Raw genomic sequence first — 21,012 nt, 5'->3', positions numbered from 1 at the left:
GCACTGCCATGCTGACCCTGATCCTGCACCGCGCCCGCCCCGGTGTGCGCCCCTGTGCAATGAACCCGCCGGAATCCTTCTACCGGGTCGAGGTCGCCGACAATCTGTTCGGCGAATACACCGTCTTGCGCGAATGGGGGCCTGCCGGGCGCAATGGGCGCCAGGTCGTGAACTGGTTTTCCAACCTGCGCGAAGCGGTCACCGCGGCCGACCGCTGGCAACGCCGGGCCCGATCACGTGGATATCACCTGACCGAACGCGCCCTTGCCGGCCAGCGGGACGCGGCATGACGATCCATTGGTGCGGCACGGGGCTGTCATCGGGGCCGGGGCTGCGCCGGTTGCTGGATGCCGGTCACCCGGTGACGGTCTGGCACATTGACGAGGCCGCGGCCCGCGCCCTTCTGGCCGGGCGTGAAGCGCCGCTGCAATGGTTTTCGCAAAGCGCCCTGGAACAGGCCGCAGCGCCGGGCGATGTGATCGTGTCGATGCTGCCCGCCGACATGCATGGGGCGATCGCCCGCATCGCGCTGCGTCGGGGGGCGCATTTCGTCGCCTCATCCTACCTGACGGCGGACCTGCGCGGCATGGATGGGGCGGCGCGCGGCGCGGGCGTGGCGCTGGTGGGCGAGGTGGGGCTTGATCCCGGCATCGATCACCTGATGGCGCATGATCTTGTGGCCGATTACCGCGCCAGCGGGATGGTGGCAGCGGGCAACACGATTTCGTTTCAGTCAAGCTGCGGCGGCTTTCCCGCCCGGCCCAATGCCTTTCGCTACAAGTTCAGCTGGTCGCCCCTGGGTGTGCTGAAGGCGCTGCGATCGCCGTCGCGATCAATCCGGCATTTCACCACGCTGTCGGTCGCCCGGCCCTGGGATGCGATCCGCCGCTATGACGCCCCCCTGCCCCGGCCCGAAACCTTCGAGGCCTATCCCAACCGCGATTCGATCCCCTTCATCGCGGAATACCGCTTGGACCCCGCCTGGCGGATCGAGGATTTCGCCCGCAGCACGCTGCGCTTGCTGGGCTGGGCCGATGCCTGGCGCCCGGTCTTTGACGCACTGGACCGCGACGGCCCCGAGGCCGAGGCCGAACTGGCCCACCTGGCCGACCGGCTGGGCCGTGAAAACGCCTATGACCCTGATGAGCCGGACCGCGTCGTGCTGATCGTGGACATGGCGGTCAGGCGTGATGGGCGGCCCGTCTGGCACAAGACCTGGACGCTGGATGCGCGCGGCGATGCGCGCGGGTCGGCGATGGCGCGGCTGGTGTCGGGGCCGGTGGCCCTGGCGGTCGAGGCGATCCTGGCGCGCGAAATCCCTGCCGGGGTCCATTCCGCGCCCCATGACGAACGGCTGGTGCGGCGCTGGCTGCAGGCGATGGAAACGCAGGCCGATCATCTGGCCAAGACCGATCGCCTGCGCTGAGCCCGCTCAGAACGGGCAGGGGGCGGTGAAGGTCATGTGCTTGCCGCTGTCGGGGTGACGCAGGCGCAGCGATTCGGCATGCAACATCAGGCGCGGAAAGTTCCGCGCGGGACCGCTGGCATAAAGCGGATCGCCCAGGATCGGATGGCCCAGCTCCATCATGTGCACGCGCAGCTGATGGCTGCGCCCGGTCAGCGGCATCAGGCGCACCCGCGTGGTGCCATCCAGATCATGTCGGATAACGCGCCAGTCGGTCTGCGCGGGGCGGCCGATTTCATGGTTCACATGCTGGCGCGGGCGGTTCGGCCAATCCACGATCAGCGGCAGATCGACCCGGCCTGCCTTGGGTTCCAGATGCCCCCACAACCGCGCGAGATAGACCTTTTTCGTCTGCCGTTCCTCGAACTGGCGGCCAAGAACGCGTTGCGCATGGGGGGTCAAGGCAAAGACCATCACGCCCGATGTGTCCAGATCCAGCCGATGCACCAGCAATACCTCGGGGAACAGGACACGCAGGCGCGCGATCAGGCAATCGGCCCGGTCTTCGCCCCGGCCGGGCACCGACAACAGCCCCGCGGGCTTGTCCACCACAAGAATTTCGTGATCGGCATGCAGGATGCGCGGCGGGTCGGCCGGGGGGGAATAGCGAAACTCGGTCATGGGCGGGGCTTGCCTTGCCGCTGCGCCCGCGTCAAGCGATCACAAGCCGTGCCGCAAGACCGCCGAACATGACCGCGGCGATCTTGTTCATGATCCCCAGGCGCGTGGAAAGCGACCGGCCCAGCCAGCCCGCCACAAGGCCATAGCCCATCGTGACCAGCGTTCCGGTGACGGCGAAGATGCCGCCAAGGATCACCACCTGCTGCCAGATGGGGCCATAGTCGGGCCGGGTGAACTGTGGCAGGAAGGCCAGGATGAACAGCACCGGTTTCGGGTTCAGCGCGTTGGACAGGAACCCCCGCGCAATCGCGCGCAGCGGATTATGGATACCGCGCGCGCCCGCGCCGCCATTGCCCGCGCGCCAGGATTTCCACGCCAGCCAGACCAGATAGCCCGCCCCGATCCATTTGATCGCGATCAGCGCGCCGGGATGCGCCGCGATCAGCGCCGACAACCCCAGCGCCGCCAGCGTGACATGCCAGACCACCCCCAGGCCCACGCCCAGACCAGCCATCGCGCCCGCCCGTGGGCCGCCCTGAACCCCGCAGGCCGTGGCGAAGAACACATCCTGCCCCGGCGCCACGTTCAGGATCAGCCCGCCGATCGTGAAGGCGATCAGGCTTTCGGCCGGAAAAGCCATCAACACATCCCACATGATCGCCGCCCCTGATGTGCCCCGCTTCCCCCGGATTTAGCCGCAAGTGACCGGTTTGGGAATATGCCTCAGATCAGGGCAAACACGTCGCACAGGATATCGGCGAGGGCCGCGGCATCGATTTCGTCAAAGGCCGCGGGCAGGTCGCTGTCGATGTCCAGAACGCCGATCAGCCGCCCGCCGCGGCCAAAGACCGGCAGGACAAGTTCAGACCGGGTCGAGGATGAACAGGCGATGTGACCGGGAAACGCCTCGACATCCGGGACGAGCTGCACCGCGCCGGTACGCGCCGCCGCGCCACAGACCCCGCGGCTGAAGGGGATCACAAGGCAGCCATGGCCACCCTGATAGGGGCCGATCTTCAGAACGCCGGGTTCGGTGACGCGGTAGAAGCCGGTCCAGTCAAAGCGGTCATCGGCGTGATGAAGCTCGGCCACGACGGTGGCCATCAGGGCGATTTCGTCGGTTTCACCCTGGATCAGGGCCGCGATCTGTCGGGCGAGGCTGGGGTAATCTGCACGCATGGGGCGCCTTTGGCTTGGGGCGGGAACGGGGGGCTGTCTGCCCCCCGCCCCCCCCAAGGATATTTGGACAAATCCGAAGATCAGGGCCGTTCGATGGCGATGGCCGTGCCCTCGCCGCCGCCGATGCAGATCGCGGCGATGCCACGTTTCAGGCCGCGCGCTTCCAGCGCATGCAACAGCGTGACGATGATACGTGCGCCCGAGGCGCCGATCGGGTGCCCAAGGGCACAGGCGCCGCCGTTCACGTTCACCACCTCATGCGCGATGCCAAGGCGCGCCATGAAGGCCATGGGGACGACAGCGAAGGCCTCGTTCACCTCCCACAGATCGACGTCCGCAGGGGTCCAGCCCAGGCGCGCCATCAGCTTTTCCGCGGCGGGCACGGGCGCCGTGGGGAAGTCGCCGGGGGCCTGGGCGTGGCTGGCATGGCCCAGGATGCGGGCGCGGATTGCCAGCCCTTCGGCCTGAGCGATCCGTTCCGAGGCCAGCACCAGGGCCGCCGCCCCATCCGAGATTGACGAGGAATTCGCCGCCGTCACCGTGCCACCAGCGCGAAATGCGGGTTTCAGCGCCGGGATCTTTTCCGGCCGCGCAAGGCCGGGCTGTTCATCCTCGGCAACGGTGCGTTCGCCTTTGCGCCCGGTCACCGTGACGGGGGTGATTTCCGCGGCAAAGCCGCCACTGGCCTGCGCGGCCCTGGCGCGGGTCAGCGAGGCCAGCGCATAATCATCCTGGGCGGCGCGGGTGAAGCCGAAAGCCTCGGCGCAATCTTCGGCAAAGGTGCCCATCAGGCGGCCCTTGTCATAGGCGTCTTCCAGGCCATCCAGAAACATGTGATCGAGCGCCTGTGTATGGCCCAGCCGCGCGCCCCCGCGCAGCCTGGGCAAAAGATAGGGGGCGTTGGTCATGCTTTCCATACCGCCCGCGACCATCAAACCGGTGCCGCCCGTGGCGATCTGGTCGAAGGCTACCATCGCCGCCTTCATCCCCGATCCGCACATCTTGTTGAGCGTTGTCGCCGGCACGCCCTGCGGCAGGCCAGCGGCAAAGCCCGCCTGCCGGGCCGGGGCCTGCCCCTGCCCCGCCGGCAAGACGCAGCCCATCACCAATTCCTCGACCCGGTCGGGCGCCACGCTGGCGCGCGTCAGCGCCGCCGCAATCGCCGCCCCGCCAAGCGTTGCCGCGGGAACATCCGCGAAGCTGCCCTGAAGTCCCCCCATCGGCGTGCGGGCCGCGCCCACGATCACCACCTTGTCCATCCGCGCCTCCCACAAGAAACCTTGAACCCGGATACCGAAAAGTAAGCATTCGCGTCTAGCCTGATCGCGGAAAAGCTGTGCTGGAGGCCCAAGATGAACCTTTTCGCCGAAGCCCGAAACGGCGCCCTTGTGGTGCAGGTGGATGAGGCACGGCTTGATGCGGCAAATGCGATTCGCTTCAAGGATCAGATGCGCGACATCATTGCCCAACCTGCGCAACGGGTCATTCTGGACATGTCCGTGATCGGGTTTCTGGACAGTTCGGGCCTGGGCGCGGTGGTTTCCGTCATGAAGATGCTGGCACCCGAACGGCAACTGGATCTGGCGGGGCTGACGCCCAATGTGCAGAAGGTCTTTCACCTGACCCGGATGGACACGGTCTTTCGCATTCACGCGTCCGTGTCGGACGCGCTGGCGGTGGGGATGCGCGATGCTGGCTAACCGCGTTGCCGAAAAAGAGGCGTTTCGCCGGACCGGGCCGCGCCATGACCCACAGATCTTTCACCACAGCTTCGTCGCCGATCCCATGTCGGTGCGCCAGGCACTGCGCGCCGCGCTGGCCCGGTTCCTGCGCCAGTTGAGCGAGGATGAGGCCGGAACTCTGGAACTGATCCTGGCAGAGGTGCTGAACAATATCGTCGAACATGGCTATGGCGATGGCCTGCCCGGCACCATCACCCTGTCGATCGTGCGCGATCGGCGCGGGCTAAGCTGTTCGGTCAGCGATGATGGCGTGGTGCTTCCGGCGTCGGCGTTGCTGAACCCTGCCGATCCGGCGCAAAGCCGCCCCGACCCGGCAAGCCTGCCCGAGGGTGGATTTGGCTGGTGCCTGATCCGCGATCTGGCCGAGGATCTGGGCTATCATCGCGAAGGCAACCACAATTTGTTGGCGTTCCGCATCCCGCTTGTGGCGCCGCTGCCGACAGCTGCCCCGTAGCGCCCGCGAACGCAGGTCTTGCCACGCAACGGGTCAAGGCCCGACAATCGCCCCAAAGTGGGGGATTCGGGGGACGACATGGCTGGCAATGGGGCGACACTTCTGTGGTTCGAAGATGTTTCGCGGACGGATGTGGCCATCGTTGGCGGCAAGAATGCCTCTTTGGGGGAAATGGTGCGGGCGCTGACGCCCAAGGGCATTCGGATTCCGGATGGGTTTGCGACCACGGCCGGGGCCTATCGGCGCTTTCTGGCTGCCAACAATCTGGAAACGACAATCCGGGCAGAGCTGGCCGAGTTGAAGGCCGGGCGCAGAACCTTGCAGGCCTGCGGCCAGGCGATCCGCGCGGCGATTCTGGCCGGTGAGTGGCCCGAGGCGATGCGCACCGAAATCTTGGGCGCCTATCGTAGGCTTGGCACCCGGGTTGGCCAGGCAGAGCCGGCGGTTGCGGTCCGATCGTCCGCCACGGCCGAGGATCTGCCCGATGCCAGTTTCGCGGGCCAGCAGGAAACCTTTCTGAACATTCGTGGCGAGGCGGCCTTGCTGGAGGCCTGCCGGCGCTGTTTTGCCTCGCTGTTCACCGACCGGGCGATCAGCTACCGGACGATGAAAGGTTTCGCGCATGAAAAGGTCGCCCTGTCGATCGGCGTGCAGATGATGGTGCGCGCCGATCTGGGCGGGGCGGGTGTCATGTTCTCGATCGACACGGAAACGGGCTTTGACCGCGTGGTGTTGATCAACGCGGCCTGGGGGCTGGGGGAAAACGTGGTGCAAGGCGCCGTGAACCCCGATGAATATCAGGTGTTCAAGCCCTTCCTCGATCGCCCCGACCTGACCCCGATTCTGGAAAAGCGGTGCGGCACCAAGGAACGCAAGATGGTTTATGCGCGTGAAGGGCTGGCCACGCGCAATCTGCCGACATCGCGGGCGGAACGGGAAAGTTTTGTGCTGTCGGATACCGAAATCCTGGATCTGGCCCGTCAGGCCTGCGTGATCGAGGCGCATTACGGCCAGCCGATGGATATGGAATGGGCGCGCGACGGGGAAACCGGCGTGATCTACATCGTCCAGGCCCGGCCCGAAACGGTGCAGTCGCGTGCGGATATTGGCGCCCTGCGGTCCTATCGGATCACCGCGAAGGGGCGAAGACTGCTCTGCGGGCTCAGCGTGGGCGATGCGGTTGCGACGGGCGAGGTCTGCCTGATCGAAAGCGCGGCAGATATCGACCGTTTCGTCGATGGCGCGGTGTTGGTGACAAGCACCACCGACCCCGACTGGGTGCCGGTGATGAAGCGCGCCGCCGCCATCATCACCGACCACGGCGGGCGCACATCCCATGCCGCGATCGTCAGCCGTGAACTGGGCCTGCCCGCCATCGTCGGCACCGGCGATGCGACGCGTGTCCTGCATGACGGGCAATCGGTCACCGTCTCTTGCGCCGAGGGCGAGGAAGGTTTCGTATATGACGGCGTGGCGGAATTCGAGGTTGAGAATCTGCGCCTTGATGCGGTGCCGCCCACCCGCACGCAGGTGATGCTGAACATCGCCAACCCGGCGGCGGCGGCCCGCTGGTGGCGGCTGCCGGTGGACGGGGTCGGCCTTGCGCGGATGGAATTCGTGATCTCGAACACGGTGCGGGTGCATCCGCTGGCGCTGACCCGGTTCGACCAGTTGCAGGACAGCGCCGCGCGCCAGGAAATCGCCCGCCTGACCCGTGGATTTGCCGATCGGTGCGACTATTTCGTCGAAACACTTGCCCGCGGCCTATCGCGCATCGCGGCGACCTGGTATCCGCGCCCGGTCATCGTGCGGATGAGCGATTTCAAGACGAACGAATATGCTGAACTGCTGGGCGGTCGCCAGTTCGAACCCGCCGAGGAAAACCCGATGATCGGCTTCCGCGGCGCCTCACGCTACTATTCCGATGCCTATCGCGACGGTTTCGCCCTGGAATGCCGCGCCATCCGGCATCTGCGCGAACAGATGGGGTTCGACAATGTCATCGTGATGATCCCCTTCTGCCGATCCCCCGAGGAGGCCGACCGCGTCCTGGCGGTGATGCGCGAAAACGGGCTGGAACGGGGCCGGAACGGGCTTCAGGTCTATGTGATGTGTGAAATCCCTTCAAACGTAATCCTGGCCGAGGCGTTTGCCGCCCGTTTTGATGGCTTCTCGATCGGGTCGAACGATCTGACACAGCTGGTTCTGGGGGTCGACCGCGACAGTGACCGGCTTGCGGGGCTGTTTCGTGAACGCGATCCGGCGGTGATGTGGATGATCGAAACGGTGATCGCCCGGGCCCGGGCAGCGGGGCGCAAGATCGGCCTGTGCGGCCAGGCCCCCAGCAATGACCCGGATTTCGCGCGGCTTCTGGTGGCGGCCGGGATCGATTCCATTTCCGTCACGCCGGACAGTTTTCTGGCCGTTAAGCAGAACGTGGCGGCGGCGGAAGACGCAAGCTGAGCGTCAGTTCAGCTGAAACTGCAGCGGGTAGAACCCGTCCTCGAACTCTCCGAACAGCTCTTGCAGGTCCGGGTGATCGACAGGCTCGCCGGATTCGTCGGCCTCCAGATTCTGTTCGGACACATAGGCAACGTAATAGCTGTGATCATTCTCGGCCAGCAGGTGATAGAAGGGCTGGTCCTTGGCCGGGCGGCTGTCTTCGGGGATCGCGTCGTACCATTCCTGCGTGTTGGAAAACATCGCATCGACGTCAAAAATCACCCCCCGGAAGGGATGCTTCCGGTGCCGGACCACCTGGCCCAGATGATATTTCGCCCGCGTCGTCAGCATCGTTGACCCCATGATTCACGTTACTAATCCCTTGCCCGCCCCTTTGTCCACCGCCCCGGGCAGGGCATGACGGAAACAGTCTGTGAACGCCCCGCCGCTTTCGTGATTTCCCATCGGCGGGTTTTCCTTTAAAAGAAGGGAAAACAGAACCGATCGGGCAGAGCAGTCATGAACAAGTTCCTGAAGGTAGCCATCGTGCTTCTTGTCGCATCCTGCGGCGGTGGCAACTATTCCGCCCCGCGCAATCTGGACAATGCCTGTGCGCTGGCGCGCGAACGACCACAGTATTACACCGCCATGAAACGGACTGAGCAGCGCTGGGGCGTGCCGGTTGCGGTGCAGATGGCCACGATCCATCAGGAATCCAAATTCATCGGCGATGCGCGCACCCCCTTTCGGTTTGCGCTGGGGGTGATCCCGATGGGGCGGCAAAGCTCGGCCTATGGCTATAGCCAGGCGCTGGATGGCACCTGGGAAGAATACCAGCGCGCCACCGGCAAGCGCAGCGCCAAGCGCGACCGGATCGCGGATGCCACCGATTTCATGGGCTGGTACATGCATGAAAGCCAGGCGCGGCTGGGCATTTCCAAATATGATGCGCGCAATCAGTACCTTGCCTATCACGAAGGGCGTTCAGGCTATGCCCGCGGCAGCTATAACGCAAAGGGCTGGCTGGTTGCGGTGGCCGACCGCGTTCAGGCGCGCGCCAACCTGTATCAACAACAGCTTGCGTCCTGCCGCCGCTAAGGGCCAAGGCGCGCCGGTCAATCGCGCCGGTCAGCCTCCAGGGTGATGCTGAACAGGCTGGGCGCATAGGTTTGCCCTTTTTGCAGATCGCCCAGGATCAACGTCGTCTGCCCGCCGGTATTATCGGTGATCACCCATTGGCGCAGTTCCGTGGGCGCCGCGGTAAAGACCATGCGGATGGTGCCGTATTCCGGGTGCTCGGGGTCTTGGGCGATGACCGAGGTCGTCTTGTCATCGGCGGTATGGCCCACCACCATCCGCGCCCGTCCCAGATCGACGTTCTGCGCCAGGATCAGGTTCAGCGGCGTGCGCGACAGCGGGTATTGTTCCGGCGGCTGGTTCGACTTGGCGTCGAAGATTGCCACCTGCCCGCCGCTGGCCAGCACCAACGTCTTGTCGGGCGCGGCATATTCGAACCGCACCCGACCGGGGCGCTGGATGAACAGCTTTCCGGTCGAAATCGTGCCGTCGGCATTCACCTGGGTAAAGTCCGCCTCGGCGGTCTTGAGACTGTTCAGGTAGCGCGACAATTCCCCCAGCGGGATCTTCTCGGCGAAGGCCGGGACCGCAAGGACAAGCGACAGAACGGGTGCAAGGGCGAAGCGAAGCATTTTCATATCCCCTATCTAGCCGCTTGGCGGCCATAGAAAAGCCCCGCCCGATCACGTCTGGCGGGGCCCTTGTTCACGATGTCGCGCCCTTATTGTTCGGGCACAAGAATTTCGCGTTTGCCCACATGGTTGGCTGCGGTGACAACGCCCTGATCTTCCATTTGTTCCACCAGCCGCGCGGCCTTGTTGTAGCCGATGCCCAGTTTGCGCTGGATATACGAGGTGGAACATTTCCGATCCTTGATCACGATCGCCACCGCCTGATCATACAGCGCATCTTCGCCATCGGTGTTGCCGCCCAGGCCCAGCACCGCGTCGATGTCGGATGCACTTTCCTCATCGGGGCCTTCCACCACGCCGGACATGTATTCCGGCGGGCCAAAGGATTTCAGGTGGTTCACGATCTCCTCAACCTCTTCGTCGCTGACGAAGGGGCCGTGGATACGGGTGATGCGGCTGCCGCCGGCCATATACAGCATGTCGCCCATGCCCAGCAGCTGTTCGGCCCCCTGTTCGCCCAGGATCGTGCGGCTGTCGATCTTGGACGTGACCTGGAAGGAAATCCGGGTGGGGAAGTTCGCCTTGATCGTGCCGGTGATGACGTCGACCGAGGGCCGCTGCGTCGCCATGATCAGGTGGATGCCCGACGCCCGCGCCATCTGCGCCAGACGCTGGATGCAGGCCTCGATCTCTTTGCCCGCGACCATCATCAGGTCGGCCATCTCGTCGACGATGACGACGATGTAGGGGATCGGCTGGGGCTGGAATTCATCCGTCTCGAACACGGGTTCGCCGGTTTCCTCGTCAAAGCCGGTCTGCACGGTGCGCTTGAAGGTTTCGCCCTTGGACAGCGCCTCGCGGACGCGGCCGTTATAGCCCTCGATGTTGCGAACGCCCATCTTGGACATCTTGCGATAGCGTTCCTCCATCTCGCCCACGACCCATTTCAGCGCGACGACGGCCTTTTTCGGGTCGGTGACGACGGGCGACAGAAGATGCGGGATGCCGTCATAGACCGACAGTTCCAGCATCTTGGGGTCGATCATGATCAGCCGGCATTCCTCGGGCGACAGCTTGTACAGCAGCGACAGGATCATCGTGTTGATCGCGACCGATTTACCCGAGCCGGTGGTCCCCGCGATCAGCAGGTGGGGCATCTTGGCCAAGTTCGCCACCACGGGTTCGCCCGCAATATCCTTGCCCAGCGCCAGCGGCAGCCGCATGTTGCTGTCGCCGAAATCGCGCGCCGACAGGATTTCGCGCAGCACCACCTTTTCGCGGTGCGCGTTGGGCAGTTCGATCCCGATCACGGAACGCCCGGGCACGGTGGACACGCGCGCCGACAGCGCCGACATCGACCGCGCGATATCATCGGCCAGCCCGATCACCCGGCTGGCCTTCAGGCCCGGCGCGGGTTCCAGTTCGTACATCGTGACCACCGGGCCCGGACGGACGCTGACGATCTCGCCCTTGACGCCATAATCATCCAGCACGTTTTCCAGCATCCGCGCGTTTTCTTCCAACGCCTCATCGGACAGCGAATGGCGCTGAACCGTGGCGGGGTTGGTCAAAAGCGACAGCGGCGGCGCTTCATAGGCATGCTGCGGTTCGGCATCGAATTTCAGCGCAGGCTGCGCCTCGGCAATGGCCTGACGCGACGGGGCGAGCGGCTTTTTCGCGGGCATCACCACGCGACGCGCCTCAGGGGCTGCGGGGATCACCTTGCGCGACAGTTCCACCCGTGGCGGCGGATCGGCGAAATCGTCTTCGTCATCCAGCGAAGCAAAGGCATTGCGGTCAAAATCCGCCTCATCCGCCCAGTCGTCCTGCTGCGGAGCGGCCAAAGGCGCCTGCGGCTCGGGTGCCCAGTTGGGGGCCACGTCTACCGGATCGGGGGTGGCCAGACGCGCCATCGGGGCCGGCTGCGCCGTCAGCATCGGCTCGGGGCGCGGTTCGGGCCGCACCACGGGCTGCGGCGCGCTGCCGGGCATGAAGCGGGGCGTGGCCTTCAACGGCGGCTCGGCGCGCAGAACCGGCGCGGCGGGCTTGCCCGCCCGTGCAAGGCGTGAGGCCACCGCGGCCAGAACCGACGCCGGTGCTGCCGGGGCCGGGACCGGGGCAACCGGCGGCGCCGCTTCCATCGCCGCGACGTCCGGGCGCGGATCAGCGGGGCGCGGGGCCGGCTGAACCGGCGCGAAGCCCTGCATCGGATCGGCGACAACCGCCGCCATCTGCGGTTCGGCCCGCAGCGGCGGGGTGGTGGCGCGGGTGCGCACGGCCTGTGCGATGCGCGCGCGGATGCGGTCTTCCGAGGGGGCCATCGCCGGGGTCGACGGCCAGTCACGATGAACCTCGATCAGCTCGGGTTCAAGGTCGTCAGGGCTGGCATAGGGTTCAGGCTCGACCGCGCGGCGGATGCGCGAAATCAGGCCCGCGCGTTCGGGCTGCACCTGCGGGGCAAAGCCCGTCTGGCTGGCATCCCAGGCGGCCTGCTGGGCCTGCCAGGCTGCCAGATCATCGGCCCGGTCCCGCGCCTCGGCCCGGCGCTGGCGGGCACGTTCCTGCGCGATCTGCGCCGCCCGGACCGAGGCCGCAGCCCCACGCCCCAGCGCATGCATCACCAGGGCATAGCTGGTGATGCTGCCCAGGATCAGGAACCGCAGGATCATCTGCAATTCAGCCCGGTCGAAACCCAGAACGAACACGGCCATCGCCACCATGCCCAGCGCGAAGATCAGCGACATCAGCTTTAGCCCGAAGCTGGACGACACCGGTGAAAGTTCCACGAACAGCCCCGCGATCATGTCGCCGAAATGGCCGCCCAGGCCGAACACCTGCCCCCATTCTGCGCCCGGCACCAGCATCGAGGAATAGGCCGAAGCCAGCACCACCGCGATCGGCAGAAAGACGACGCGGGCCATCGCGCGTTCCTCGCCCCGGTGCAGCACAAAGCGCAGCCCCCAGGCGACAAGCCCCAGCGGCAGCAGCCAGCAGGCATAACCCACGATGATGTAAAGCGGCGAAGCGATACCCGCCCCAAGCCGGCCCAGCAGATTGTTCACCGGCGCGTCCGACGCCGCCATCCAGCTTGGATCGTCGGGCGAATAGCTTCCCAGCATCAGGCCGACCAGCAACCCAAGAACCACCAGAACCCCGCCCAGCAGTTCCTTGCCGCGCCGTTCCAGGGCGGCCTGGGTATTCTGGTCCAGAAGGGGGTCGCGCTGCCTTATCTGATAGGATGCCATCTCTGCCCGTCCTCACGCATAAAGGCAGTCGCGCAGCTTGATCAGCCCGCGCTGCGTTTCTTCTTTTGGGGCGACCAGGGCCACCCGGATATATCCCTTGCCGGGATTGAAACCATCCACCTCGCGCGACAGATAGGCGCCGGGCAGAACCCGCACCCCCGTTTCACGCCACAGCTTCAGGGCCGCCGCCTCGCCATCCTCGACCGGCAGCCACAGGAAAAAGCCCCCCTCGGGGGTGCGATAGCCGTTGATGCCCGCAAAGATGCGTTCGGCATCGGCGAATTTCTCATTATACAGCGCGCGGTTTTCGACCACGTGGGATTCATCCCCCCAGGCGCGTTCCGACACACGCTGGATCGGCAGCGGCAGCGGCGCCCCGGCATAGGACCGCAACTGACGGATGCGGCGCATGGATTCCGGCCCACCGGCGCAGAACCCCGACCGCAGGCCCGGCAGGTTGGACCGCTTGGACAGCGAATGAAAGATCACCACACGTTCCGGGTCATGGCCTTCGTCATGAGCCACCTCAAGGGCACCAGGCGGGGGCGCGTCGCGCCAGATTTCAGAATAGCATTCATCGGCAAAGATGCGGAAATCATGCTTCTCGGCCAGGTTCAGCAAGGTTGACAGATAGGCGCGCGAAGCCACCGCCCCCTGCGGATTGGCCGGCGAGCACAGATAAGCGATTGCAACCCGGTCCAGCACCGATGCGGGCAGGCTGGCGTAATCGGGCAAAAAGCCGGTGTCCTCGGTCGCGGGCACGAACAGCGGCTCGGCGCCGACGGTCAGGGCAGCAACGGCATAGACCTGATAGAATGGGTTGGGGATCAGCACCACGGGGCGCTGGCCGTTCTTGGTTTCCGGGCACAGCGCGATGGCGGCGTTGAACAGCCCTTCGCGCGTGCCGTTCAGCGCCATGATCCGCTCTGGCGCGACATCGGCGCGATAACGCCCCTTCAGCCAGCCGGACACCGCCGCCAACAGCTCGGGCGAGCCGTCGTTGGGCGGGTAGACCGCGAATTCCGCCACATGGGCGGCCAGCGTCTCGGCCACGAACCCCGGCATCGGGTGGCGCGGTTCGCCGATCGTCATGGCGATCGGATCCGCCCCCGGCGCATGCACGTCGAGAAGCTTCCGCAAACGCGGAAATGCGTATTCGGGCAGGTTCGAAAACCGCTCGGGAAATGCCATCACTTGCCTCATCCTCGGGGTCATTTCGCCCCGTTTGGCGGTCAGGTTAGCCAAGCCGGGCCGTGACGTCCAGAAAAAGCGATGAAACCCCGCCCCTTGTCCGGCGGATATGTGTCTTTTCAGCCAAGTGCCGCCTCGGCGGCGATGCCAAGACGCAACAGGCGGTGTTCGGCACCGGGGGCCGCCATCAGGCTGATGCCGGTGCAGGGCACCCCGGTAGGCAGCGTCAGCACACACAGGCCCAGGATGTTACCGATCCGGGTATTGCGCAGCGCCAGCAGGTTTTCCGCCGCGAAATAGGCGGGGTCCTGCAGCAGGCGTTCGGCATCGGGGGGCAGGATCGGCGCGGTGGGCACAAGCACGGCATCATAGCCCGCCGTGGCGGCCAGATAGGCGGCGCGGTGACGATCAAGCGCGGCCCAGCCGGCGACGTAATCGCAGGCCGCCACCCCGGCCCCGCCCCGGAACCGTTCCAGGATCGGCGGATACATCTTGTCGGGGGCGGCCTCGATCACGTCTTTCCACAGGCCATAGGCTTCGGGCGCGAACAGGATGGGCGACAGGTCCATCGCCGGGGCGACCATCGGCAGGGCGCGCCGGTCGATCCGGGCGCCAGCGCGGGCCAGACGGTCGACCGCAGCCTCAAACCCCGCCACGGGCGCCTCGCGCGCGGCATCGAAGGGCAAGCCTTCCAGCACCAGCAACCGGGCCGATTTCAGATCCGCCCCGCGCAGATCGGGCGCCGGGGCCCCGTCCAGCGCGGCCAGCAGCAGCGCGCAATCCTCGACGCTGCGGGCGATGGGACCTATCGTGTCAAAGCGCGCGCACAGCGGCACCGCGCCCTGCAGCGACAGCCGCCCATGCGTGGTCTTCAGCCCCACCAGGTCGTTCCATGCCGCCGGAAGGCGCACCGACCCCCCGGTATCAGACCCGACCGCCGCCGCCGCCATGCCCAACGCAACCGACACCGCCGCCCCCGACGATGACCCCCCCGGCGCCAGCCGCGGATCGTGGGCATTGGGGGGCGTCGCGGTCATCGGGTTCACACCCAGACCGGAAAAAGCCAGCTCGGTCATATGTGTCTTGCCCAGGCAAACCGTGCCCTGCAACGTCGCCGTGGCCAGCACCGCCGCATCCGTTTGCGGGATGCGCCCTGCCAGCAAGCGCGAGCCTGCCTCGGTGGCCACGCCTGCGCTATCGAACAGATCCTTCCACGACAGCGCCACGCCATCCAGCGGGCCGCGCCGCACACCCTGGCGGGCGCGGGCGCGCGCGGCCAGCGCCTCGGCCCGGGCGCGGTCCGGGGTCAGGCGGGCATAGATGCGCGCGCCCTCGGGCCGGCCCGCAGCCTCCAGATAGGCGTCAACCTGTTCAACCGGGTCCAGCTTGCCCGCGGCAATCGCCCGCCCCTGTTCCGCCGCTGTCAGCCTGTGCCAATCCATCCCGCGCCCTCCGTTTTGCGACACGCTAGCGACAAGGCCACGCATGGACAATCCCGCCCGTCACGCCATATTGGCGGGCATGAAACATGATTCCGACGTGATCATTGCAGGCGGCGGGCTGAACGGCCCGGCCTTGGCGCTGGCGCTGGCCCGGGCCGGGCTTTCGGTAACCGTGGTCGATGCCGCCCCCGCGCGCCGCCGTGCCGGGGATGAATTCGACGGCCGCGCCTATGCGCTGGCCATCGCCTCGCAGAAACTTCTGGCCGCGATCGGCATCTGGCCAACGGTGGCCGATCAGGCGCAGCGGCTGAACGATGTGAAGGCCAGCGACGGCCATGCCGGCGAAGGCCCCGCGCCGTTTTTCCTGCATTTCGACAGCCGTGAACTGGACAGCGGCCCCGTGGGCTACATGCTGGAAGACCGCTTCCTGTATCGCGCCTTCCTTGCCGCGATGCAGGAAACGCCCGCGATCACCCTGATCCATGACACCGCCGTCACCGCGCAAGAGGTGGCCCCCGGCGGTATCACCGTCACCCTGTCGGACGGGCGCGCCCTGTCCGCGCGCATTCTGGTGGGGGCGGATGGGCGGAAATCGGGGGTGGCCGAACGTGCCGGGATCACCCGCAGCGGCTGGGATTACGGTCAGGTCGCGCTGGTCGCGGCGATTGAACATGAAAAACCCCACCAAGGCATCGCGCATCAGTTCTTCATGCCCACCGGACCGCTGGCGATTCTGCCGCTGCCGGGCAACCGCTGTTCCATCGTCTGGAGCGAGACGGCCGAGAATGCCGCAACCATTGCCGCGCTGGATGATGACGATTTCCTGGCGGTGCTGCGCCCCCGCTTTGGTGATTTTCTGGGCCAGATCCGGCTGGCGGGTCCGCGCTTCAGCTATCCGTTGAACCTGACGCTGGCCAATGCCTATGTCGCCCCGCGTGTGGCGTTGGTGGGCGATGCGGCGCATGGCGTTCACCCGATCGCCGGGCAGGGGCTGAACCTGGGCCTGCGCGATGTGGCAGCCCTTGCCGAAGTTCTGGTCGAGGCGATGCGGCGGGGTGAGGATATCGGCGCGATCGACGTTCTGGAACGCTATCAGGGCTGGCGGCGGTTCGATGCGACCACCCTGGCCTTGGGCATGGATGCGGTGAACCGGCTGTTTTCCAACGACAACCCCGTGCTGCGCCTGGGCCGCGATCTTGGCATGGGGGTCGTGCAGGCGATCGGGCCGCTGCGGCGGGGCTTCATGCGGCAGGCCGCGGGCCTGTCGGGCGATCCGCCGCGCCTGTTGCAGGGCCTGCCGCTTTAATCCAGGCGGCGGGCCTCATCCTCCAGCATGATCGGGATGCCGCCGCGGATCGGATAGGCCAAGCCTGCGGACTTTGATACAAGCTCCATCCGGTCGGCATCGAACAGTAGTGTCGTCTGGGTGACCGGGCAGACCAGCGCCTCCAGCATGCGGCGGTCATAGGGCTGGCGCGGATCGGTCACTGCAACCGCTCTTCCCCGCCGCTATGCAGGGCGAATTCCAGCAACGTCACCAATGTTTCGCGCCGGTTCTGCAGGGTCGGCGCCTCCAGCAGGGCCTGCTTGTCCTCCGGTTCCAGCGGCAGCATCATCGACAGCGAATTCAGCAACAGCTCATCCTCGGCCTCGCGCAACGCTTCCCAGTCGGTATCAAGGCCCTGCGCGGCGAAATAGCGACCCAGCAGGTCCAGAAACCCGTCGCGATCAAAGCCGGGGTCGGTTTCGGCCCGGCCCAGATCGCGGGTGAAATCGGACCAGCCGACCTCGGCGCGGATATAGGGGGTAAAGCCCGCCACCTCACGCAGCAGACGAAACCGCGAAATGCCCGAGAGGGTGATCATGTAGCGCCCGTCCTCGGTTTCCGAAAACCCGGTCAACCGGCCCGCGCAACCGATGGCGTTCAGCCGCGCCTCGCCCTGCGGGCCCTTGCGCGGCTGGATCATGCCGATCAGCCGGGTCGGGGTTTTCATGCAATCTTCCAGCATCTGCAGATAGCGCGGTTCGAAGATATGCAGGGGCAACCGGGCGCGCGGCAATAGCAGCGCCCCGGTCAGCGGAAACAACGCAATGGTATCGGGCAGGTCGCCGGGCTTTATCATCGCCATGATACTAGGCCGCACGCGACCTTAGGCAAATATCATCGAAGACAGGCGGCGGCGCCCCTTCTGCACGATCGGATCGGTGGGCTTCAGCGCATCGAAGATGGTGAACAGCTGTGTCTTGGCCGCCCCTTCGTTCCAGTCGCGGTCGCGGCGGAACAGGTCAAGCAGCTGATCCACCGCTTGTTCGACCTGCCCCGCGGCAAACAACGCCTGGGCATAATCAAAGCGCGCCTGATGGTTGGACGGATCGGCGTTGACCGCGGCCTCCAGCTCGCCCAGCGGACCAGCCTCGGCGGCTTGACGGGCCAGTGCCAATTGCGCGCGCGCAGCCTCAACCGGGGCGGCGGTGGCGATCTTGGCGGGCACACCGGCCAGGAAGGCATCGGCCTGATCCAGATTGCCCAGTGCGATATGCGAACGGACCAGCCCACCAAAGGCATCGGCGTTTTCCGGATCCTCGCCCAGAATCGCGGCGAAGGTTTCGGCGGCATCGACCGCCGCGCCCTCGGCCAGCATCGTCTCGGCGGCCTCGACGGCCTCGGCCAGACCACCGTCACCGGCCAGCGCCGTCAACTTGTCCACGAACTTCTTGATCTCGGACCCCGGCAGCGCGCCCTGAAAGCCGTCCACCGGCTGGCCCTGCCAGAAGGCATAGACCGTCGGGATCGACTGCACCCGCATCTGGCCCGCGATCATCTGGTTTTCATCCACGTTGATCTTGGCCATCACGACCTTGCCCTTGGCGTCGTTCACCGCCGCCTCAAGCGCGGGGCCAAGCTGGCGGCAGGGGCCGCACCACGGCGCCCAGAAATCCACGATCACCGGGACGGTCATGGATTTGTCGATCACCTCGGCCATGAAATTGGCTTCGGTCACGTCTTTCACGAGTTCGGAATGGGCGGGTTGTGCTTGGGTGCCAAACATCTTCGGGCTCCTCTGGAAATCGGTTGTTCCCTATATGCGCGCGCGCCGCGCCGCCGCCAAGGGTCAGAGATCAAAAGTCGCGAAAACCGGGGCGTGATCGGACGGCTGGTCCCATCCCCGCGCCGCCCGCAACACGCGCGAGCCATGCGCCGCGTTGGAAATGTCGGCCGTGGCCCAGATATGGTCCAGCCGACGGCCCTTGTCAGCCGCGTCCCAATCGGGGGAACGATAGGACCACCACGAATACAACAACCCCTGCGGAATGTCCTGCCGGGTGATGTCGACGAAACGGCCTGCATCCTGGGTCTGGGCCAGATGCTCAACCTCGATGGGGGTGTGGCTGACGATCTTGAGCAGTTGTTTGTGGTTCCACACGTCATCTTCACGCGGGGCGATGTTCAGATCACCCACAAGGATCGCCTTTTTCGGCCGATCGGCATGGAAATCGTCGCGCATGTGGGTCAGGAAATCGAGCTTTTGGCCGAATTTCACATTCTGTTCACGGTCGGGAATGTCACCGCCCGCCGGGACGTAGAAATTGTGGATGGTGACGCCGTTTGCCAGCCGCGCCGCGACATGGCGGGCATGGCCCAGCCCGGCGTAGTCGCCCGCCCCCGCCTCGGTGATCGGCAGGCGCGACAGGATCGCCACGCCGTTATAGCCCTTTTGACCCCGCGCCACGATCCAGTTGTAGCCCAGCGCCCGGAACGCCTCGAGCGGGATTTTCTCCACCGGGCTTTTGCATTCCTGAAGGCACAGGATGTCGGGCGCTTCGTCGGCCAGAAGGCGCGCCACCAACCCTTCGCGCAGGCGGACCGAGTTGATGTTCCAGGTGGCGAGGGTGAAGGTCATGGCAGTCTCCTTGAAAGCCGCGCGATACTGACGGACCGCGCGACCAAGGGCAATACGAAGCCGTCAGTCGGACCAGCCGGAAATCGACTTGACGTCGAGGAATTCCTCAATCCCCCAATGCCCGCCTTCACGCGCCCGACCCGAGGCCTTGACGCCGCCGAACGGCGAGCCCGCGCCGCGGCTTTGGCCATTCATCTCGACCATGCCGGATTTCAACAGCCGCGCCAGTCGGTTGCGGCGCGCGCCATCCTGGGTTTGGACATAGTTGGTCAGGCCATAGGGCGTGTCGTTGGCGATGCGCAGCGCCTCTTCCTCGGTATCGAAGGGCATGATCGACAGGACGGGGCCAAAGATTTCCTCGCGCATGATCGTCATGTCGGGGGTGCAATCGGCAAAGACCGTGGGGCGCACGAAAAAGCCCCGGTTCAGGCCATCGGGACGGCCCGGACCACCGGCGACCAGCCGCGCGCCCTCGGCGATGCCCTTTTCGATCAGGCCTTGGATCTTTTCATATTGCGACTTGTTGACCACCGGGCCGATGTGGCGGCCGGGCTCGGACGCGGGGCCGACGCGGGTCGCCTCGGCGGTTTCACGGGCGATTGCGACCGCGCGGTCGTAGATGCTGCGTTCCACCAGCATCCGGGTCGGCGCGTTGCAGGACTGGCCCGAGTTGTTGAAGCAATGCCGCACGCCGCGCTGCACGGCCTTGTCATCGGCATCGGCGAAAATCAGGTTCGCGCCCTTGCCGCCCAGTTCCAGGCAGACGCGCTTCAGCGTATCGGCTGCGGCCTTGCTGATCGCGATGCCCGCGCGGGTCGAGCCGGTGAAAGAAATCATCTCGACATCCGGGTGGGTGGACAGCTGCGTGCCGACGCCCATGCCATCGCCGTTCACAAGGTTGAACACACCCGCAGGCACGCCCGCCGCATCGACGATTTCCGCGAACAAAAGCGAGGACAGCGGCGATTCTTCGGACGGTTTCAGCACCATCGTGCAGCCTGCCAGCAGCGCCGGGATCACCTTCAGCGTGACCTGGTTCATCGGCCAGTTCCACGGCGTGATCAAGCCGACCACGCCCACAGGCTCCATCGCGATCATCGCGCCGGGGGCATGCGGGCCCAGCGGGCGCAGGAACTGAAAGTCCCGAAAGGCGGTGATGAAGTTCTGGATGTGGCTGGCACCGGCCTCGACCTGCGACCCGCGGGCCAGGTCGATGGGCGCGCCCATTTCCAGGCTGATCGCCTGCGCCATATCCTCGGCGCGGTCGCGGTAGATCGTCAGGATGCGTTCGACGCATGCCAGCCGCTCGGCCGGATCGATCAGCGCCCAACCGGGCAGCGCCGCCTTGGCCGCGGCCACGGCCGCGTTGGTATCGGCCGCATCGCCAAGCGAGATCACCGCACAGGGTTCCTCGGTCGAGGGGTCGATCACCTGATGGTCGCGCGCCGCCGCCGGGGCGACCCATTTGCCGTTGATGTAGAAGTCGCGCTTGAAAATCATTCCAGCCTCCGTTTGCGGCAAGGTGGCATCCGAAACGCGCGGATGCAATGCATGAGAACATTGTTCCGGATGACAACGCGAGTGTGCTATTTCATCCCATTCTTAAACCGTCACAATGCA

General features: G+C 65.8%; 21 protein-coding genes. 7 read left to right on the top strand and 14 right to left on the bottom strand.

Going from position 1 to position 21,012, the window contains the following annotated elements; genetic code table 11:
- The first annotated feature begins 8 nt into the window (after positions 1-8).
- Together MXB90_RS03805 and MXB90_RS03800 are read left to right on the top strand one after the other, a co-directional pair.
- Complete coding sequence (locus MXB90_RS03805) at positions 9-290, top strand: WGR domain-containing protein (RefSeq protein ID WP_462982210.1); 282 nt, start codon at positions 9-11, stop codon at positions 288-290.
- Positions 287-1,426 (top strand): saccharopine dehydrogenase C-terminal domain-containing protein, encoded by a 1,140-nt coding sequence (locus tag MXB90_RS03800; protein ID WP_250041273.1) that lies wholly within the window; start codon positions 287-289, stop codon positions 1,424-1,426. The genes MXB90_RS03805 and MXB90_RS03800 overlap by 4 nt, the downstream gene beginning before the upstream one ends.
- 6 nt (positions 1,427-1,432) lie before the next feature.
- Here the strand turns inward: MXB90_RS03800 and MXB90_RS03795 are convergent, their stop codons facing one another.
- From MXB90_RS03795 to MXB90_RS03780, 4 genes are all read right to left on the bottom strand, one after another.
- Positions 1,433-2,086 carry a pseudouridine synthase gene (locus MXB90_RS03795; RefSeq protein WP_250041271.1) on the bottom strand — a complete coding sequence of 218 codons (654 nt, stop codon included), beginning with the start codon at positions 2,084-2,086 and terminating at the stop codon, positions 1,433-1,435.
- 31 nt (positions 2,087-2,117) lie between these two features.
- The gene (locus MXB90_RS03790) at positions 2,118-2,741 is read right to left on the bottom strand and encodes a LysE family translocator (RefSeq protein WP_250041269.1); all 624 of its coding nucleotides are present in this window, start codon (positions 2,739-2,741) and stop codon (positions 2,118-2,120) included.
- Positions 2,742-2,809: 68 nt separating this feature from the next.
- Positions 2,810-3,265 carry a GAF domain-containing protein gene (locus tag MXB90_RS03785; RefSeq protein WP_250041267.1) on the bottom strand — a complete coding sequence of 152 codons (456 nt, stop codon included), beginning with the start codon at positions 3,263-3,265 and terminating at the stop codon, positions 2,810-2,812.
- An 80-nt stretch (positions 3,266-3,345) separates the two neighbouring features.
- Entirely contained in the window at positions 3,346-4,524 is a 1,179-nt protein-coding gene (locus MXB90_RS03780; RefSeq protein ID WP_250041265.1) for a thiolase family protein, read from the bottom strand.
- A gap of 93 nt (positions 4,525-4,617) precedes the next feature.
- On the opposite strand from MXB90_RS03780, the gene MXB90_RS03775 reads away from it, so the two are divergent.
- The 3 genes from MXB90_RS03775 (at position 4,618) to ppsA (ending at position 7,924) form a co-directional block, all read left to right on the top strand.
- A complete protein-coding gene (locus tag MXB90_RS03775) occupies positions 4,618-4,965 on the top strand; it encodes an STAS domain-containing protein (RefSeq protein WP_250041262.1) in 348 nt (115 codons plus the stop codon).
- The gene (locus MXB90_RS03770; protein WP_250041260.1) at positions 4,955-5,461 is read left to right on the top strand and encodes an ATP-binding protein; all 507 of its coding nucleotides are present in this window, start codon (positions 4,955-4,957) and stop codon (positions 5,459-5,461) included. Before MXB90_RS03775 ends, MXB90_RS03770 begins: the two co-directional genes overlap by 11 nt.
- A gap of 78 nt (positions 5,462-5,539) precedes the next feature.
- A complete protein-coding gene (gene ppsA / locus MXB90_RS03765) occupies positions 5,540-7,924 on the top strand; it encodes a phosphoenolpyruvate synthase (RefSeq protein WP_250041258.1) in 2,385 nt (794 codons plus the stop codon).
- A 3-nt stretch (positions 7,925-7,927) separates the two neighbouring features.
- Here the strand turns inward: ppsA and hspQ are convergent, their stop codons facing one another.
- A complete protein-coding gene (hspQ, locus tag MXB90_RS03760; protein ID WP_250041256.1) occupies positions 7,928-8,254 on the bottom strand; it encodes a heat shock protein HspQ in 327 nt (108 codons plus the stop codon).
- Positions 8,255-8,422: 168 nt separating this feature from the next.
- On the opposite strand from hspQ, the gene MXB90_RS03755 reads away from it, so the two are divergent.
- Positions 8,423-9,001, top strand: coding sequence for a transglycosylase SLT domain-containing protein (locus MXB90_RS03755; protein WP_250041253.1), 579 nt, complete (start codon positions 8,423-8,425; stop codon positions 8,999-9,001).
- A 17-nt stretch (positions 9,002-9,018) separates the two neighbouring features.
- Here the strand turns inward: MXB90_RS03755 and MXB90_RS03750 are convergent, their stop codons facing one another.
- From MXB90_RS03750 to MXB90_RS03735, 4 genes are all read right to left on the bottom strand, one after another.
- The gene (locus MXB90_RS03750) at positions 9,019-9,618 is read right to left on the bottom strand and encodes a LolA family protein (protein ID WP_250041251.1); all 600 of its coding nucleotides are present in this window, start codon (positions 9,616-9,618) and stop codon (positions 9,019-9,021) included.
- A gap of 83 nt (positions 9,619-9,701) precedes the next feature.
- On the bottom strand, positions 9,702-12,857 hold the full coding sequence (locus MXB90_RS03745; RefSeq protein ID WP_250041250.1) for a DNA translocase FtsK: 3,156 nt from the start codon (positions 12,855-12,857) through the stop codon (positions 9,702-9,704).
- A 12-nt stretch (positions 12,858-12,869) separates the two neighbouring features.
- The gene (locus MXB90_RS03740) at positions 12,870-14,048 is read right to left on the bottom strand and encodes an aminotransferase class I/II-fold pyridoxal phosphate-dependent enzyme (protein WP_250041249.1); all 1,179 of its coding nucleotides are present in this window, start codon (positions 14,046-14,048) and stop codon (positions 12,870-12,872) included.
- 119 nt (positions 14,049-14,167) lie between these two features.
- Positions 14,168-15,490 carry an amidase gene (locus tag MXB90_RS03735; RefSeq protein WP_250041241.1) on the bottom strand — a complete coding sequence of 441 codons (1,323 nt, stop codon included), beginning with the start codon at positions 15,488-15,490 and terminating at the stop codon, positions 14,168-14,170.
- Positions 15,491-15,533: 43 nt separating this feature from the next.
- Between MXB90_RS03735 and MXB90_RS03730 the strand changes: the two genes are divergently transcribed.
- Entirely contained in the window at positions 15,534-16,796 is a 1,263-nt protein-coding gene (locus tag MXB90_RS03730) for a UbiH/UbiF/VisC/COQ6 family ubiquinone biosynthesis hydroxylase (protein ID WP_462982209.1), read from the top strand.
- Here the strand turns inward: MXB90_RS03730 and MXB90_RS03725 are convergent.
- From MXB90_RS03725 to MXB90_RS03705, 5 genes are all read right to left on the bottom strand, one after another.
- Positions 16,793-16,945, bottom strand: coding sequence for a Trm112 family protein (locus tag MXB90_RS03725; RefSeq protein WP_250041525.1), 153 nt, complete (start codon positions 16,943-16,945; stop codon positions 16,793-16,795). The genes MXB90_RS03730 and MXB90_RS03725 overlap by 4 nt on opposite strands.
- 29 nt (positions 16,946-16,974) lie before the next feature.
- Entirely contained in the window at positions 16,975-17,613 is a 639-nt protein-coding gene (locus MXB90_RS03720) for an LON peptidase substrate-binding domain-containing protein (RefSeq protein ID WP_250041234.1), read from the bottom strand.
- Positions 17,614-17,640: 27 nt separating this feature from the next.
- The gene (gene trxA, locus MXB90_RS03715) at positions 17,641-18,540 is read right to left on the bottom strand and encodes a thioredoxin (RefSeq protein WP_250041232.1); all 900 of its coding nucleotides are present in this window, start codon (positions 18,538-18,540) and stop codon (positions 17,641-17,643) included.
- 63 nt (positions 18,541-18,603) lie between these two features.
- A complete protein-coding gene (locus tag MXB90_RS03710) occupies positions 18,604-19,392 on the bottom strand; it encodes an exodeoxyribonuclease III (RefSeq protein WP_250041231.1) in 789 nt (262 codons plus the stop codon).
- Positions 19,393-19,455: 63 nt separating this feature from the next.
- Positions 19,456-20,892, bottom strand: a complete 1,437-nt coding sequence (locus tag MXB90_RS03705) for an aldehyde dehydrogenase family protein (protein ID WP_250041230.1) — start codon at positions 20,890-20,892, stop codon at positions 19,456-19,458.
- Positions 20,893-21,012 lie beyond the last annotated feature (120 nt).

This window comes from Phaeovulum molybdatiresistens (assembly GCF_023544865.1).
In the GTDB taxonomy this organism is placed as follows: domain Bacteria; phylum Pseudomonadota; class Alphaproteobacteria; order Rhodobacterales; family Rhodobacteraceae; genus Pontitalea.
This window is presented reverse-complemented; position numbering and strand designations above follow the sequence as displayed.

Bases quoted from the DNA above. Each gene is read 5' to 3' on its own strand.
- MXB90_RS03805 (WP_462982210.1), top strand. From the start codon at position 9: ATGCTGACCCTGATCCTGCACCGCGCCCGCCCCGGTGTGCGCCCCTGT.
- MXB90_RS03800 (WP_250041273.1), top strand. From the start codon at position 287: ATGACGATCCATTGGTGCGGCACGGGGCTGTCATCGGGGCCGGGGCTG.
- MXB90_RS03795 (WP_250041271.1), bottom strand. From the start codon at position 2,086: ATGACCGAGTTTCGCTATTCCCCCCCGGCCGACCCGCCGCGCATCCTG.
- MXB90_RS03790 (WP_250041269.1), bottom strand. From the start codon at position 2,741: ATGTGGGATGTGTTGATGGCTTTTCCGGCCGAAAGCCTGATCGCCTTC.
- MXB90_RS03785 (WP_250041267.1), bottom strand. From the start codon at position 3,265: ATGCGTGCAGATTACCCCAGCCTCGCCCGACAGATCGCGGCCCTGATC.
- MXB90_RS03780 (WP_250041265.1), bottom strand. From the start codon at position 4,524: ATGGACAAGGTGGTGATCGTGGGCGCGGCCCGCACGCCGATGGGGGGA.
- MXB90_RS03775 (WP_250041262.1), top strand. From the start codon at position 4,618: ATGAACCTTTTCGCCGAAGCCCGAAACGGCGCCCTTGTGGTGCAGGTG.
- MXB90_RS03770 (WP_250041260.1), top strand. From the start codon at position 4,955: ATGCTGGCTAACCGCGTTGCCGAAAAAGAGGCGTTTCGCCGGACCGGG.
- ppsA (WP_250041258.1), top strand. From the start codon at position 5,540: ATGGCTGGCAATGGGGCGACACTTCTGTGGTTCGAAGATGTTTCGCGG.
- hspQ (WP_250041256.1), bottom strand. From the start codon at position 8,254: ATGCTGACGACGCGGGCGAAATATCATCTGGGCCAGGTGGTCCGGCAC.
- MXB90_RS03755 (WP_250041253.1), top strand. From the start codon at position 8,423: ATGAACAAGTTCCTGAAGGTAGCCATCGTGCTTCTTGTCGCATCCTGC.
- MXB90_RS03750 (WP_250041251.1), bottom strand. From the start codon at position 9,618: ATGAAAATGCTTCGCTTCGCCCTTGCACCCGTTCTGTCGCTTGTCCTT.
- MXB90_RS03745 (WP_250041250.1), bottom strand. From the start codon at position 12,857: ATGGCATCCTATCAGATAAGGCAGCGCGACCCCCTTCTGGACCAGAAT.
- MXB90_RS03740 (WP_250041249.1), bottom strand. From the start codon at position 14,048: ATGGCATTTCCCGAGCGGTTTTCGAACCTGCCCGAATACGCATTTCCG.
- MXB90_RS03735 (WP_250041241.1), bottom strand. From the start codon at position 15,490: ATGGATTGGCACAGGCTGACAGCGGCGGAACAGGGGCGGGCGATTGCC.
- MXB90_RS03730 (WP_462982209.1), top strand. From the start codon at position 15,534: ATGGACAATCCCGCCCGTCACGCCATATTGGCGGGCATGAAACATGAT.
- MXB90_RS03725 (WP_250041525.1), bottom strand. From the start codon at position 16,945: ATGCTGGAGGCGCTGGTCTGCCCGGTCACCCAGACGACACTACTGTTC.
- MXB90_RS03720 (WP_250041234.1), bottom strand. From the start codon at position 17,613: ATGATAAAGCCCGGCGACCTGCCCGATACCATTGCGTTGTTTCCGCTG.
- trxA (WP_250041232.1), bottom strand. From the start codon at position 18,540: ATGTTTGGCACCCAAGCACAACCCGCCCATTCCGAACTCGTGAAAGAC.
- MXB90_RS03710 (WP_250041231.1), bottom strand. From the start codon at position 19,392: ATGACCTTCACCCTCGCCACCTGGAACATCAACTCGGTCCGCCTGCGC.
- MXB90_RS03705 (WP_250041230.1), bottom strand. From the start codon at position 20,892: ATGATTTTCAAGCGCGACTTCTACATCAACGGCAAATGGGTCGCCCCG.